Origin of the sequence: Clostridium algoriphilum (assembly GCF_020443705.1) — a bacterium.
Taxonomy (GTDB): domain Bacteria; phylum Bacillota; class Clostridia; order Clostridiales; family Clostridiaceae; genus Clostridium_AD; species Clostridium_AD algoriphilum.
On the sequence record NZ_JAIZZK010000011.1, the window covers coordinates 102231 to 117251 of the forward strand.

Genomic DNA, 15021 nt, shown 5'->3' on the forward strand with positions numbered 1-15021 from the left:
GTAAAAAAGATACTACAAATCAAAGAGATTTAATTTTATAGATTTAAGCTTGAAGTTTTTTAACTTCATTTGACTTGTCTAGTGGCAATACTTCAGCGTATATCCTATCAATTCCAACTTGTTTAGCTATAGCTTGCGCGTCATTTTGTGCTATCCCATTTATAACAACCACATAACACGCCTTTCCCAGCATTAAAATATGATATATCAGTTACCCAAATTTAATTTGGTTTTTCTCCAATGAAAAATGACTCTATCAATTTATGCTAGAGCCTTTTGATTTTGGCGGAGAAAGATGGATTTGATTGATAATTACAATTAATGGCCGTTCTCATAAAGATGATATTATTCTTTAGAAAATCGTTTAATTATATATTATATATAAGGTAACGCTTTCCTCATTTTCCACATATTATATAAAAGGTCTCAAGACCTCAATAAAGGAGGAATTACCTTTGGAAAAGAATCAAATTACACATCCTTGCGATAATTGTGGTGAAATTATTAGTTCAAAAACATTACCTTTAAGTAGTGGAACTACTATTCCACCTGTCGGTATTAATGGCCCTCTAGTGGCTAAAATCCCTGTAGTACTCGGCGAAAGAGAAATTCAAATAGATGTTGAAGCTGTGTTTAAATTAAACGAACCATTTTTGGAAATTAAAAGAGTAAAGAAAAATGTATATTTAACTCAATGTAAATTACTTCCAAGATCAGGCGTAATCGCTGCAGATGGCACTCTCATTTCCGGGAAATTATTTATAAGTGGATTCGTAAGAAAAAATATAGAATACGCTACTGCTGACTGTGTAGAAAAAGAAGTTACAAGTGGGAGAATTGCTCATACAACAATAGAGGTCCCATTTACAGCTGTAACAGAAGTTGTATATGCGGTACCACCAGTAGTTAACCTTCGCAGGCCACAAACTGAAATAGATTTATTAAGCGGTTGCGGGTGTCAAGACTGCGCTGGAACTGTTATTGGGAAATCAGGATGTGAACAATCTTTTGAAGACAATATAACTTTTACCGAAAGCCCATACTGCGAGTTAGAAGGAGTAAGAATTTTTGAAGACGATATTAATACAGACCCTTTGTACAATAAAACTAATTCAAATGTACAGCTTTATAATAAAGTAACCGAAAAAATGGTTATATACATTAGACTTAAAGTATTACAATTACAACAGGTAACTATTCCATATATTCATTACTCCGATTGCGACGAATAAATATTCCATTATACATTTAAATATAACCGTTTTTCTAAAAAAATATTATTCTTTAGAAAAGCGGTTATTTATATAATATATAATCAATATAATACAAATCACATATTTGATGATATTTAAATACATAAGGCATCTGAAATAAAATAACTAATCTTTATGCTAGTTTACTCCATTTTATTTCATTTACCAAACACTTATAATAAAGGAGTATTTTTCAATGAAAACAGATAATAACCGCGAAAAATTAAGACTGATAAAGTCGCTTATTATTTTGAACATGTTACAACAACCATCTTGTTTTATAAATATTCATAAAACATCTAAAAAAAGTTCAACAAAAATTAAACGAAAAAATAGAAACCCAAATAATTTAAATATAAAAAAGAATTCAAAAGATAAATTGAATAAAGAATTTATACCTCCAATTCAACAAGTAACTTTTGAAAATGATTCAGAATCTATACTTCCTGTCTGTGATAAATTAAGTATAGCAAAATTTCTTGTTACTTTAAAACTCTTACAACAGTCATGTTATAATGAAAATATTAATAAAACATTGAAAAACACCTCAATAAATATTAATCATGAAAATAAAGTAACACCAAACAAATTAAATTTGATTAGAAATTCAAAAGATAAATTAAATACAAAATACATACTTCCCACACAACAAGTAACTTTTGAAAATGATTCAGAATCTATACTTCCTTTCTGTGATAAATTAAGTATGGAAAGTATTCATGTTATTTTAAAACTCTTACAACAGTCATGTTATAATGAAAATATTAATAAAACATTCAAAAACACCTCAATAAGTATTAATCATGAAAATAAAGTAACACCAAATAAATTAAGTTTGATTAGAAATTCAAAAGATAAATTAAATACAAAATACATACTTCCCATACAAGAAGTAATTATTGAAGATGATACAGACTGTATAAAGAAAAAAGGTGAAATTAATACTACTACCAATGATATTTATAAAATTCCAAAAAATATAAATACTGATCACTTTGGAAACTTAATATCAACGCTACCCATTATAATAGCAGAAAAAGATATAGATATTCCTATTGAATCAACATTTAGATTGAAAAACGCTGCATTAGATATAAAGAACATGAAAAAAGACATATATTTAACTAATAGTAAGCTAATACCTCTGCATGAAAAAGAGGATATTTCTGCCTCCTTGAATGGTAAACTTTTTTTAGAGGGTTTTGTTAGAAATAAATTGGATTTTTCTGTAATAAAAGGTGTAAATGATAGCATAATTAATTTAGATACTGAATGTGTTATAATTTATATCCCTTTTAAATGTACTACTTTAATAAACTATAAAGTCCCTCCAGTTTTTTCTAAGGTAAAAGACTATATACCCATATATATATCATCGAATTGTTTAAATGTTAATAAAGATTTTAACGAATATTTAAGCGAAAAAAATACTCAACGTAGTGAATATATGAATTGCGATATTCGACCTTTAAATTGTGAAATAGAACAAGCCACAATTTATGAAACATACAGCCTAATAGATAAAAAACCTTTTAGTGAAAATTTCCCTTTAGAAATGAATTTTCATACTATCAAAGAGAGCATTCTAATAAATCTTTCATTAACATTGATTCAAAAACAAGATATAGCAATTAATCATAAATAGGAATCTAAATAATATCCTCTAAAACTTCTTTAAAATAGTAAAAATCCCAATATATGTTGGGATTTTTACTATTTCAATGTATTCTATTATTTTAACTATATTTTAAGCCTTTAAAAATTAAACTTACATATATATTGCATAGCATTCCACTACTCCTGAGGATGCAGTGAAAAAAGCTGGACTATACCTATCATACTCAGATGCATTATTATGGAATTTTTGTGCAACAGGTGTCTTTAGGACTAAAGTCCCCTCAAAATAATGTAAGTGATCAAAAAAGTCTGTTCCTGATTTAACTTTATGAACAATACCACATTGAAGGGGTATTGCTGGACTTGATATTCCAATGGTCTCTATCTAATTCATCTAATTCATGGTCGTGAAGTTGTTTTTTTTCACAATGATCTTTGGAATCATGTTTATCACCATGTTTCTTTTTAGAATCGAACTTATCTTTATCATCGCATTTATCATCCTGTTTCTTTTTACGATCGCACTTATCTTTATCATCGCATTTATCATCCTGTTTCTTTTTACAATCACACTTATCTTTATCATCGCATTTATCATCCTGTTTCTTTTTACAATCGCACTTATCTTTATCATCGCATTTATCATCCTGTTTCTTTTTACAATCACACTTATCTTTATCATCGCATTTATCATCCTGTTTCTTTTTACAATCACACTTATCTTTATCATCGCATTTATCATCCTGTTTTATTTGATAATCACACTGATCTTCACAATAATGTTTATCTTCACACCAGTCTTCAGGGTGATAACTTATTTCAATATTTGACATAACATCGCTCCTTATTTTTACTTAGTATATAATACGTGACTTAATTGAAAATGACACCATTTATTGTAAACCTCAGTATTCCGATTATGACGGGTAAATATTTAGAAGTAACGTTTTTTTATTTCCGTCATATTATGTAGAAGGTCTCAAGACCTCAATAAAAGGAGGAATTACCTTTGGAAAAAAATCAAATTGTACACTCTTGTGATAATTGCGGTAAAATTATTAGTTCACAAACATTACCTTTAAGTAGTGGAACTACTATTATATCAGCCGGTATTAATGGACCCAAAGTAGCTAAAATCCCTGTAGTACTAGGCGAAAGAGAAATTCAAATAGATGTTGAAGCTGTGTTTAAATTAAACGAACCATTCTTTGAAATTAAAAGAATAAAGAAAAATGTATATTTAACTCAATGTAAATTACTTCCAAGATCAGGTGTAATTGCTGCAGATGGCACTCTCATATCCGGGAAATTATTTATAAGTGGATTCGTAAGAAAAAATATAGAATACGCTACTGCTGACTGTGTAGAGAAAGAAGTTGTAAGTGGTAGAATTGCCCATACAACTATAGATGTCCCATTTACGGCTGTAACAGAAGTTGTATATGCGGTACCACCAGTAGTTAACGTTCGCGGAGCACAAACTGAAATAGATTTATTAAACAGTTGCGGGTGTCAAGACTGCACCGGAACTATTATTGGGAAATCAGGATGTGAACAATATCTTGAAGACAATATAACTTTTACTGAAAGCCCATACTGTGAGTTAGAAGGGGTAAGAATTTTTGAAGACGATATTAGCTCAGACCCCTTGTACCATAAAACTAATTCAAATGTACAGCTTTATAATAAAGTAACCGAAAAAATGGTTATATATATTAGACTTAAAGTATTACAATTACAGCAGGTAAATATTCCATATATTAGGTATTGCGATTCCGATTGCGATGAGTAAATATCCCATTATAGACATTTAAATATAACCGTTTTTCTAAAAAAGTATTATTCTTTAGAAAAACGGTTATTTATATAATCAATATAATACAAATCATATATTTGATGATATTTAAATACATAAGGCATCTGAACTAACAGACTTACGAACAACACCTTTAGTATCAACACTTAATTTAACACCTTTAAAATTTAAATATATGAATAGAAAAGACTTTTAAATTCATATATTATTTGTGAATATTTTCAATAAACGCAAATAATGATTTGCTTCACGTAAAGTATGGTCACCTAGCAATGGTATCATTATGGACTTGATTTTACATTCTACTAATCCTTGCGTACCTTGTGCCTTAAATTTAGCTATTTCCATAGTTGCTTTAAGACTATCATCCGTAAGTTTTGAAATTGGGATTGTTTTATCCATTGCTTCTTTTGACTCCCTTATCAACATATCAAACTCATTTCCAAAGTTATTTGCTGTATTTATAAGTTCATCTTCAGTTGGGTCAAGAAGTCCACGAATAAATTTTGAGTGTTCAGCCATAATTCTATTCCAAAATGATTCTTGCTCATAAATATCTCTCTCCAAGTTGATTTCCTCATGATTTTGAAGCCTTTGAACTATCTGATAATAAAATTTTGCTTCTCTTAAAATGTGGTCTATAAGTAAAGGGTAATTATTTGTAAATATCCTACAGGATATGACCCCTGATAAAATCATAGTCTTAAACTGTGCTAAAGCGTTAATTAAACCCATCGCCCTTTGATTAAGCATAAACACTCTTTGTTCAAGCATAGGATTACCTATCATTAATGCATCTCCATCTCCGCCCATTAATCCTGCCTCTGATTTTGTCAAATTGGTTGAAATATTAACTCCTGTAAAATATGCTGAAGCCATCTCAGCTTTTAATGTAAATGGTGTTATTACTTCACCAGACTCCAATACGCTGGGGCTAACAATACCATTAGAAAGTGATATAGTGTCTGCTAACAGTCTGTCAAACTCTATTCGGAAGTTATTCGCCTGCTGGATATAATTTGAGTCCTTTTGCGTAAAACCTACTTGTAAAAAGAATGAGTGTTCTTTCATAATCCTTGCAAAAAAAAGATGTAATTCTAGCGATTGTCGTATGAATTCAGTCCTAAATATCATAGTCACCTCTCCTTAATAAAAAATTCATTCGCTATCATTGTATTAATAGGATACATAAAATGTTACTTCTTATTATTCACTTATGCTAAAAAACTATAATTCAGAGACATTATAAGAGAATGGGACCCAAGATATCTGGAAATGGGCAAGAAAATTACATTTTCGTGATTATGATAGCAAGCAAATCCATTTTGTAGAGGCTAAAACTAATGTCGTTGATGACCATTTCCACGAGTTAATATTTGCTGCACTTATAAATGCTCTAATATTTGAAGAAGAAGCTTAGTATAAATGTAGTTGAGTTAAGGCACTGCTGTAAAAAGCAGTGCCTTCTTTTTTTACTCCTTTATATCAAGAATACCATAAAATACACTTCTTTAAATATAGTATTATAACTTCCAGTAGTTTTTGTATTATTTTACGTCACACGTATATTTACCTTTTCCATAAACACCTTCCCAGTCTACAACGAATTGGTCTACACTCCAATCCGTTAGTGGGTGTTTTAATAATCCGTCCATTATTTCAGCGTTAACTGTTACAGAATGTGCTCCAGCTAGTATAACCTCATGTACTTGCTGTACATTTTTAAAAGAAGCTGCTAATACCTTTGCATCAATTTGATGAATCTCAAATAACTCAACTATTTGTGCAACTACGCCAACACCATTTCCTGTTATATTGTCTATTCTATTTACATATGGTGCAACAAACTCAGCACCTGCAATTGCTGCCATGAGAGCCTGCTGAGCTGTAAACACAGCTGTAGCAGTTATCTTTATTCCTTTTTTCTTTAAAATCTTCATTGCCTTTATTCCTTCAGGAATTACAGGAACTTTTATATAAATATTTCCCCCAATAGTATCCTTAAGGTACTCTGCTTCTTTAACTATATCTTCTGCCTTAAGGCTCACCGCTTGGACATGGAGCATTTTATCTTCACCTATTATTTCTCTTATTCCCTTTAAAATATCTAGGAAATTTCTATTCTCCTTTGATATTATTGTTGGGTTTGTTGTTACCCCACTCATTGGGTATAAATCAAAAGCTCTTTTAATTTGTTGAAGATTTGCGGTATCTAATATATATAACATAATTTTATCACCTTTCTATTTTAAATTATTTTAAATGCTTGCCATTTTACTGTGGTTATTTTCTATAACCCACCTATTACTACCTTAAGACCTTGGGACTCCATTTTAGTTTTTATACCTTCTACCTCTTGATTCGAAGGAGGCTTTATTTGTTTTAATTCATACTCTTTCCCTATATATTCATACTTTTTGCTACCATATTGATGAAAAGGCAATATGTGAATTTCCTTTAGACCTAACTGTTTTACAAAGTTAATAATTTCTTCAATATTTTCATCATCCATTGTATAACCAGGAATTAAAGGAATTCTAGGAATCACTTTTTTATTATTTCCTACCAAAGCTTTAATATTACCTTTAATTAATTCTATATCTGCTCCTAGTAATTCCTTAGACCTTTGTTTATTCATTATTTTTAAATCGAACAAAATCAAATCCAAATACTCTGATAGCTCTAGCAAATTATTAACTGCTACTTGCCCACAGGTTTCCATAGCAGTATTAATACCAAGCTTTTTAAGTCCTTTCAAAAGTTCCAATGCAAATTGTGGCTGTGCAGAGGCTTCCCCTCCCGAAAGGGTTACTCCTCCACCTGAAGTATTATAAAATATCATATCCTTTTGAACCTCATTCAAAACTTCTTCTACAGTCATATACTTGCCAAATTCAACAATAGCACCAGATGGACACTCGTAAGCATCCAAGCTACAGGTTTTGCAATTTATACATAAATTGTTTATTTTGCCTTTCTCTATTTCAAAGCTTTGTGATTCAGGATTACAACACCATGGACAATGCATTGGACATCCCTTTAGAAATACAATAGTTCTAATACCATCACCATCATGAAGGGAATACCGCTGTATATTAAAAACTAATCCTTTCATAATTATCACTTCCTATAGTAGATGTTCTGTTCTTGCAATTATATCATTTTGTATCTCAATGCTAAGTTCTATGAAGAAGGCACTGTAGCCCGCAACCCTCACAACAAGACCTTTGTGACTTTCTGGATGCTTTTGAGCTTCTATTAACGTAGCTGCTGATATAACATTAAATTGTATATGCTGAAGTTTTAGTTTCATGAAAGCTAATAGGTAGTCTACCATTTTCCTTACACCTTCATCGCCCTCTAAGGTCTTCGGACTAAATTTCACATTAAGTAAGCTTCCATTAGAGGTTAAATAATTATCCAACTTACTTACACTCTTTAATATGGCTGTAGGCCCTAACCTATCTTTTCCTACCATTGGCGATAGCCCTCCGTCAGCTAGCTGTTCTCCATATTTTCTTCCGTCAGGAGTAGCCCCTACCGCAGCACCTAATGGAATATGGGCAGATACTGTATATGCTCCTGGGGTAAAGAAGCCTCCTCTAGGGTTTTCATGTTTTTCTATTTCCGCTTCAAAATGTCTCAAAATGTCTGAACTTAGATAATCAACTTCATCATTATCATTTCCGTATTTATCATACTTGTTTATAAGTCTTACCCTTAGCTGTTCACCGTCTTCACCTTCAAAGTTGTTATTAAGTGCCTGAACAAGTTCTTTAAAACTTATTCTCTTCTCTTCAAAAACAATTTTTTTAAGTGCATATAATGAATCGCTTAAGTTTGCTATTCCTATTCCCTGAACACCAGAAAAATTATATTTTGCTCCTCCGTCTGTTACATCCTTTCCTTTTTCAATACAACTGTCTATGAAACAGGAAAGCATCGGAATTGGAGCGTATTCTCTATGTCCTATATCAACTATGTTAGAACCGCAAGCTACAAGTTCTACATATCTATCTACCTTAACTTCAATTAATTCTATAATCTTTTCAAATGTTATATCTTCATTATTTTCATTTTCTTTTAGTGTTATCTCCATTATCTTAAGTAGATTAAATAATGCTATATCATGTAGCCCATAGGTCTTACCAGGTATAGATAACTCTACACACCCAACTATTGCGTAATCTCTAGCATCCTCTAAAGAAACACCCCTGTTTAGGAAGCCTGGGATGATTACCTCATCATTGAAAATTTGAGGAATGCCGGTTCCTAGTCTTATAGTTTCCACAGTTTTATTTAAGAACCTTCTCTCTGTAAATTCATTAATTCTTACAGATAAGTTTGGCTGTGGAAGAAGTATATCATGATAAGTATCTAAACAAAGATAAGATAACTCATTCACAGCAGAACGACCATTTTTAAATACCCCACCTAAAGCTATAGTATATCCTGTTGGGAAACCTGCAAAATACTTAGCACTAGATGTACTTCTTATAAGTACTACATCATTTGTCTTAACCCAGAAGCACTCAAGAATTTCTCTAAGTTTCTCCTTATCAATGCCCTTTTCTAAATCATTTTTATAAAACTTATACATATATTGATCAAATCGTCCTAAGGATAATGAGCTGGCATTAGATTCAAACTGCCCTATTATACTAATATACCAAAGAAGCTGTAATGCTTCATGGAAACTTTCTGGTTTCTCATAAGCAACCTTCTTAGATATTCTTGCAATTTCTAAAAGTTCATCTTTTCTTAAAACATTACTCTCATTATCTGCTTGACTCAGTGCCAAACTGCTATATCTCAAAATATGTCTTCGAGCTGCCTTAAGTACTATAAGTGACGCTTTATAAAAATCATTTTGAGGGCTTTGTAAAGATTTTTCTCTAACTTGTGATACTATAACCTCAATACCATTTTCGAGTAGACCCTCAAAGTCCATGATGATATGTCCTTGGCCTTTATCTGTTTGGTTAAGTTTTATCACGTCATCCTTCACCGCTATTTTTACATCCATACTTATCTTTGAATTTATAAAGTCCTTCATAGACTTACCTACCCAATAGGAGTATAACTCCTCCTTGTAGATTTTCTTATCCGCGTCACTTATATAAAAAGTATCCTGAGGTCTATTATGAATAGTATCAAGTTCTTCACATATCCAATATGGATCCATTTCTGGTGAAATTATCCCACTTCTTGGTTTTACTGTTCTGTTACCTGCAATCAGTTCTCCTTCACGGATAGAAATCTGAACATTATTAAGAATATGTGCTGTTGCTGTTGCTCTTCTTACAATTACAGGTTCACCTTCAGTTTTCTTATAACTTTCTGTATATAATAGAGCTCTTTCTAAGGATATTTCTCTTTTTTGTTCAAAAAGCTGGCTTTTTAATTTAGTTATTCTTTCATTAATCATTCATAATTCATCCTCCTTTCGAAATTGTTTTGTATTGTTTATTATTATTTCGTCTTTATCTTTATTGTATAATTAAATCAGATAAATTTCAATAGAAATAATATAATTACGGTTAAAATTTATAATATAAATAAAAAAGCTGTCGTTTTCTCCGACAGCCCCATAAAAAATTATTTCTTACTATTTACATGTGCCACCACTTTGTCAATTAATTGATCAGCTTTTTTTACAACATCACTGATAGCGACTTTAACGGTTAATAAACCATTAAATCTTTCAACTTCTTTTATTCCCATATCTTTAGTTAAAATAATTACATCAGCACCTTTAACATCCTCTGCTGTAATTTTATTTTCTACACCTATTGAACCTTGAGTTTCAACCTTAATTTCAATGCCTTTTGCTTTTGCTGCTCTTTCTAATGCTTCTGCAGCCATATATGTGTGTGCAACTCCTGATGGACATGCTGTTACTGCTAAAATTTTCATATTGATTCATCTCCTCTATTCGATTACTTCAAATATAACATATTACAATATACTATTTTTGAAAAACTATTACTATTCAAAATCTATTTCTATTTCTTCATTATCACCGATAACTTCTTTGTCAGCGTCCCCTTTAATAGTTTTCTTTAAAACATTAACCATTAAAGCGGTTACTATAATACCTAATAAAGTAGCGATAACATATCCAAATGCACCTCTAGCAACTGGTAATACTATCCACCCACCCCAAGGTGCTGGATTTCCAGCTCCAAGTAACATTGCTGTAACTGATCCAACCGCTGAACCAACCATTATTGAAGGTATAACCCTAAATGGATCTGATGCTGCAAAAGGTATTGCTCCTTCAGTTATTCCTATAAGTCCCATTAATATACCGGCTTTTCCAGCTTCTCTTTCTTCTGTAGTATATTTTTTAGGTGCTAAAAATGTAGCAAGGCCCATTCCTATTGGAGGTATACATATAGCTACTCCGATTCCAGCCATTATCTTTAAAGCCATTGGTGTTGCCATTCCTGTAGCAGGATCTATTGTACCAACCATAGCTACTCCAAATGCGTAAGCAACCTTATTTACTGGACCTCCCATATCAAATGCAATCATAAGACCTAAAACTATTCCAAGTACTACTAAATTACCAGTACCTAGTGCTTCAAGCCAAGCCTTCATTGCTATCATAACACCTGCAATTGGCTGTCCTAGAACCCAAACAATTAATCCACCAACAACAAATGTACCTACTAGTGGAATAACAAATATAGGCATTACTGAACGCATTATTGAAGGAACTCTTATTTTCTTTAAATAAAAAACAACTAAACCTGCGAGCAATCCCGCGATTATTCCTCCTAAGAAACCTGCTCCTATTTGACCTGCTAAGAATCCACCTATAGCTCCTGGTGCAATACCTGGTCTATCTACCATTGAGAATGCGATAAACCCTGCAAGTATAGGTACCATAAGCCCTAATCCTGCAGCACCTATATTAAATAGGTCGTTTAGTGCTGTTCCTTTTGGGGGTACAGCTGCTGAACCGTACAATAGAACTGAAAGTGCTAATAGAACACCTCCCGCTACAACAAAAGGAATCATATAAGATACCCCGCTCATCAAATGTTGTCTTGTGTTTTTTAGTAGTTCCTTTAATTCTCTCATTTTGATTTCCCCCTCTAATTTTTATTAGTATTTTTTAAGAAAAATATCCAAGACTAGATAACAATTTGATCTTCACTTTATATTTTTACGCTGTAATGACCTCTAGAAGTTCATCAATTCCCTGGGAAGATTTTAGTTTTTCTCTAAATTCCTCTCTCATTATCTTTCTTGAAAGCTGAGCAAGAATCTGAAGATGAGAATCACCTGCCCCAGTCTCTGGAACTGCAATTAGAAATACATATTTCACTTTTTCTTCATCACTCCATTGAATCTCATTCTTCAATCTAGCGAATGCTAGAGATGCATTTTTAACTGAATCGGTTTTTCCGTGTGGAATGGCAACTTCAAAGCCTATTGATGTGGCAAAATTTTCTTCTCTTACAAATACCTGTTTAATATAATTATTATAATCATGTAATCTACCTTGTGATTCAAATAACCTAGCCATCTCTTTAATCACATCTTCCTTAGAAGATAAGTCTAAATCTAATATTATAAGTTCTTTTGTTATTAAGTTATCCATATTATTCTACCTCCTGATTGAAAATGTGACTTATATCGTCTACACTCTTTATACTTTTGATTTTTAAAATCATTTCGTCATTCCCTAATACTGAGTAAAAATTTCTAAAGAATTTTTTAATAGTATTAACATCATTAAATTTAAACATTGTTCAGTCTTATTTCCACAACGAAAGGAAATTTTGATCTAATTAAATATAATTAATCTTATTATCTCCTCAATTGTCTTTTATATGTGATAGTTTTATAAAAATGAGAATATTACTAAATATCCTCTGCATTACCCGGTATGAATATTAAACTTTTTAACAGGTATTGATTTAATTAAAACAATGCCTTGCCTACTTTCTTCGTCTTCACCCACTGTGCTAAGTCTTCTAAAAAAATAAAACCATGGAGTATCCATGGTTTTATGAAATAAAGATCATAGAAGAGAATGGTATGTTTTTCTTACCATACATAGTTTTATAAAAAAATAAAAAATAGAAGAGGTAATTATTTAAATAATTACCTCTTCTATTTTTTTTCTTAAAGTATTTATCTAACTTAAGCCTCAATATCTTTGTTTTCATTTTCAAAAATCATAACATCTAATTTGGGTTTATTTCCTAATTGAATAATTAAACAAAGTACAATACCTGCTGCGAGTCCCCAAGCTGCCCCTCTTGTTGCAACTACAGCGGCCATAATACCTGCTATACCTAGATCATTAGCTGTACGTGCCTTAAGAACTCCAACTCTTATAGAAACATATCCTTGAATTAGCATTGTAGATGCAAGTGCAATTCCTAGAATAGGTTTGCATAAGGAAACTATTGGTAGGAGTAAGTATCCAGTAAGGGTACCAAATCTAAATGAACCCGCTCCACCAAATATCGACTCCATAGATTCCTTGCCACGCTTATATCTTTCACAAATAACAACTTGCATTGCTGCCCATAGTGGCCCAGCCATTGTAATATCTGGTCCTATTATAGACATTACCATGTTACGAAGACCAAATATTATGTGAGATCTGTTCGGATTATAATCTACAAGTTCATCTGGGCGATCCTTCTTACAGTCTTCAACTAATGCTTGAGATTGTATCATATCACCAAATAAAACTATATATGCAGAAATAACCATTGGTATAGCCTTTATAAACATGCTAATTGGAGGAAATCCTATGTCCTTTGAAAAAATTGTCCATTGTGTAAATAAAATTCCAAAAGCTGGTTTTGTTATCCCCCATTCTACTTTAGGCCAAGCTGTTTCCCCAACCAAAGGCGCGAATATTATCGCAAGGGCAATAACAGGTAGTATACCTAAATTAGATATTGTCTTTAACGTCTTATTTCTATTGCAAATACTTTTAAAATGATTTGAAAATAAAAGGTAGAACCCTAACCCTACACAAACAACAATAGAAATAGGAAATTGATCAAAACGGGCACCTTTTACAAATATAATATTTATAGCTGCAATACCAGCACCGATTATAATGCCTGACTGCATAGCATTAGGAACAATATGAACTATCTTTTTACCTAGTCCTGTAACACCTAAGAATAATGCTAAAACCCCTAGACTCATTTCAAATGCTATTAATGCTTGCATTCTTTCTGGTCCAATTTTAAAATCACTTACATAAAGAATAAGAAGTGGAATGGCTGGTGTAACCCACCCAGGCACAACTGGATCCCCTAAAAACACATGGGCACAATATAATATACCATTTAACAAAACAATTGCCATTGCTACTTCAAAAGGCATTCCTAAAAATTCCTGAAGCATTGGTATAGCTCCAAGGCAAACTGCACACATCAATAATCCTTGTATATAATCTGAACCCTCAAATCTATAATGAATTCCAGGTACTCTTATTTTAAAAGGGCCTGCTGGTATATATGGTTGTTCTTTACCGTCTTCTCTTTTTATACGCATAATAGTTCCCCCTCTAATTAATTTAGCTTACATATGAATCTATATTATAATTAGATAACGTATACATTGTCGTGCAATAATATAATAATATTTCATTTTTAAATACATCAGGGGCTAGCGAGCCCCCTCATATATTTAAGAATTTTATATTATTGAGGATGAATTAACTTAATATACTATTCTTTAATTCTAGCTATCACTTTTGCTAGTGCTTTTTTATGTGGCATATTGCTTTGTCTTGCTATCATTATTCTTTGTGCTTGAGGAGAACCTGCACCATGCATTGATTCTGTTCTGTAACCAACTGCAGCTGTTCCAAGTGATAAATTTTCTATTAATCTTAATATTCTCATTCTATTTTCTGTTGTTACAGATGCAACACCTTTTAAGTATTTTTCAAGATAAGGTCCAGTTATTGGATCCTTAAAATCAACACCTGCAGGCATAGTAACCATTAATCCACCAGCTATGTCTTCAGCAAGTCTAACTATTTCATATGGAAATCTTGTAACATTTTGTTTACATACATTAGCAAGTAATAAATCTACTATATAGTTACCAGACTCTGTTTTATGGCCTTCTGCAGAACATGCTATACCACAAGCGTATAATGTTTCATTTAGATGAGTCATTTCTATTAATTTATCTTTAATGTGTGATACTTTACTAGTTCCATTATAATCTGCAGCAAGTGCTGTAGCTCCAATAAGAACATCACCTACACCAGTTTTGCATCCACCATAACTTTGTCTATGATATCCTGCGAATCTCTCAACAAGTGTTCCAACAAATTCAGTT

Annotated in this window: 15 protein-coding genes; 3 read left to right on the forward strand and 12 right to left on the reverse strand. The window is 31.8% G+C overall.

Features of this window, described 5'->3' with window-relative positions; all coding sequences use genetic code 11:
• Nucleotides 1–43 precede the first annotated feature (43 nt).
• The gene (locus tag LGK95_RS10240) at nt 44–193 is read right to left on the reverse strand and encodes a hypothetical protein (protein WP_226124704.1); all 150 of its coding nucleotides are present in this window, start codon (nt 191–193) and stop codon (nt 44–46) included.
• A 262-nt stretch (nt 194–455) separates the two neighbouring features.
• Between LGK95_RS10240 and LGK95_RS10245 the strand changes: the two genes are divergently transcribed.
• Together LGK95_RS10245 and LGK95_RS10250 are read left to right on the forward strand one after the other, a co-directional pair.
• The gene (locus LGK95_RS10245; protein WP_226124673.1) at nt 456–1232 is read left to right on the forward strand and encodes a CsxC family protein; all 777 of its coding nucleotides are present in this window, start codon (nt 456–458) and stop codon (nt 1230–1232) included.
• A 217-nt stretch (nt 1233–1449) separates the two neighbouring features.
• Nucleotides 1450–2898, forward strand: coding sequence for a DUF7852 domain-containing protein (locus tag LGK95_RS10250; protein WP_226124676.1), 1449 nt, complete (start codon nt 1450–1452; stop codon nt 2896–2898).
• A gap of 298 nt (nt 2899–3196) precedes the next feature.
• On the opposite strand, the gene LGK95_RS10255 is transcribed toward LGK95_RS10250, so the two are convergent.
• Complete coding sequence (locus LGK95_RS10255; RefSeq protein ID WP_226124678.1) at nt 3197–3703, reverse strand: hypothetical protein; 507 nt, start codon at nt 3701–3703, stop codon at nt 3197–3199.
• Between the two features lie 176 nt (nt 3704–3879).
• Here LGK95_RS10255 and LGK95_RS10260 point away from each other — a divergent pair, with 176 nt between their 5' ends.
• The gene (locus LGK95_RS10260; RefSeq protein ID WP_226124680.1) at nt 3880–4662 is read left to right on the forward strand and encodes a CsxC family protein; all 783 of its coding nucleotides are present in this window, start codon (nt 3880–3882) and stop codon (nt 4660–4662) included.
• A 222-nt stretch (nt 4663–4884) separates the two neighbouring features.
• Here the strand turns inward: LGK95_RS10260 and LGK95_RS10265 are convergent, their stop codons facing one another.
• From LGK95_RS10265 to LGK95_RS10310, 10 genes are all read right to left on the reverse strand, one after another.
• Nucleotides 4885–5820 (reverse strand): DUF2935 domain-containing protein, encoded by a 936-nt coding sequence (locus tag LGK95_RS10265; RefSeq protein ID WP_226124682.1) that lies wholly within the window; start codon nt 5818–5820, stop codon nt 4885–4887.
• 413 nt (nt 5821–6233) lie between these two features.
• Nucleotides 6234–6914 carry a fructose-6-phosphate aldolase gene (locus tag LGK95_RS10270; protein ID WP_226124684.1) on the reverse strand — a complete coding sequence of 227 codons (681 nt, stop codon included), beginning with the start codon at nt 6912–6914 and terminating at the stop codon, nt 6234–6236.
• Nucleotides 6915–6976: 62 nt separating this feature from the next.
• Nucleotides 6977–7801: a [formate-C-acetyltransferase]-activating enzyme gene (locus LGK95_RS10275; protein ID WP_226124688.1), complete on the reverse strand. Its 825-nt coding sequence runs from the start codon at nt 7799–7801 to the stop codon at nt 6977–6979.
• Between the two features lie 12 nt (nt 7802–7813).
• The gene (locus tag LGK95_RS10280; RefSeq protein WP_264174523.1) at nt 7814–10114 is read right to left on the reverse strand and encodes a formate C-acetyltransferase; all 2301 of its coding nucleotides are present in this window, start codon (nt 10112–10114) and stop codon (nt 7814–7816) included.
• A gap of 170 nt (nt 10115–10284) precedes the next feature.
• On the reverse strand, nt 10285–10602 hold the full coding sequence (locus LGK95_RS10285; RefSeq protein WP_226124691.1) for a PTS fructose-like transporter subunit IIB: 318 nt from the start codon (nt 10600–10602) through the stop codon (nt 10285–10287).
• 72 nt (nt 10603–10674) lie between these two features.
• Nucleotides 10675–11775, reverse strand: coding sequence for a PTS fructose transporter subunit EIIC (locus LGK95_RS10290; protein ID WP_226124692.1), 1101 nt, complete (start codon nt 11773–11775; stop codon nt 10675–10677).
• 85 nt (nt 11776–11860) lie between these two features.
• Nucleotides 11861–12298 carry a PTS sugar transporter subunit IIA gene (locus tag LGK95_RS10295; protein ID WP_226124693.1) on the reverse strand — a complete coding sequence of 146 codons (438 nt, stop codon included), beginning with the start codon at nt 12296–12298 and terminating at the stop codon, nt 11861–11863.
• A gap of 1 nt (nt 12299) precedes the next feature.
• Nucleotides 12300–12446: a hypothetical protein gene (locus tag LGK95_RS10300; RefSeq protein WP_226124694.1), complete on the reverse strand. Its 147-nt coding sequence runs from the start codon at nt 12444–12446 to the stop codon at nt 12300–12302.
• A 397-nt stretch (nt 12447–12843) separates the two neighbouring features.
• Nucleotides 12844–14223, reverse strand: coding sequence for a hypothetical protein (locus LGK95_RS10305; protein WP_226124696.1), 1380 nt, complete (start codon nt 14221–14223; stop codon nt 12844–12846).
• 176 nt (nt 14224–14399) lie between these two features.
• On the reverse strand, nt 14400–15021 hold a 622-nt coding region (locus tag LGK95_RS10310), incomplete at its 5' end, for a 4-hydroxyphenylacetate 3-hydroxylase C-terminal domain-containing protein (RefSeq protein ID WP_319001914.1).

Bases quoted from the DNA above. Each gene is read 5' to 3' on its own strand.
- LGK95_RS10265 (WP_226124682.1), bottom strand. From the start codon at position 5,820: ATGATATTTAGGACTGAATTCATACGACAATCGCTAGAATTACATCTT.
- LGK95_RS10250 (WP_226124676.1), top strand. From the start codon at position 1,450: ATGAAAACAGATAATAACCGCGAAAAATTAAGACTGATAAAGTCGCTT.
- LGK95_RS10290 (WP_226124692.1), bottom strand. From the start codon at position 11,775: ATGAGAGAATTAAAGGAACTACTAAAAAACACAAGACAACATTTGATG.
- LGK95_RS10270 (WP_226124684.1), bottom strand. From the start codon at position 6,914: ATGTTATATATATTAGATACCGCAAATCTTCAACAAATTAAAAGAGCT.
- LGK95_RS10275 (WP_226124688.1), bottom strand. From the start codon at position 7,801: ATGAAAGGATTAGTTTTTAATATACAGCGGTATTCCCTTCATGATGGT.
- LGK95_RS10295 (WP_226124693.1), bottom strand. From the start codon at position 12,298: ATGGATAACTTAATAACAAAAGAACTTATAATATTAGATTTAGACTTA.
- LGK95_RS10285 (WP_226124691.1), bottom strand. From the start codon at position 10,602: ATGAAAATTTTAGCAGTAACAGCATGTCCATCAGGAGTTGCACACACA.
- LGK95_RS10280 (WP_264174523.1), bottom strand. From the start codon at position 10,114: ATGATTAATGAAAGAATAACTAAATTAAAAAGCCAGCTTTTTGAACAA.
- LGK95_RS10240 (WP_226124704.1), bottom strand. From the start codon at position 193: ATGCTGGGAAAGGCGTGTTATGTGGTTGTTATAAATGGGATAGCACAA.
- LGK95_RS10255 (WP_226124678.1), bottom strand. From the start codon at position 3,703: ATGTCAAATATTGAAATAAGTTATCACCCTGAAGACTGGTGTGAAGAT.
- LGK95_RS10300 (WP_226124694.1), bottom strand. From the start codon at position 12,446: ATGTTTAAATTTAATGATGTTAATACTATTAAAAAATTCTTTAGAAAT.
- LGK95_RS10305 (WP_226124696.1), bottom strand. From the start codon at position 14,223: ATGCGTATAAAAAGAGAAGACGGTAAAGAACAACCATATATACCAGCA.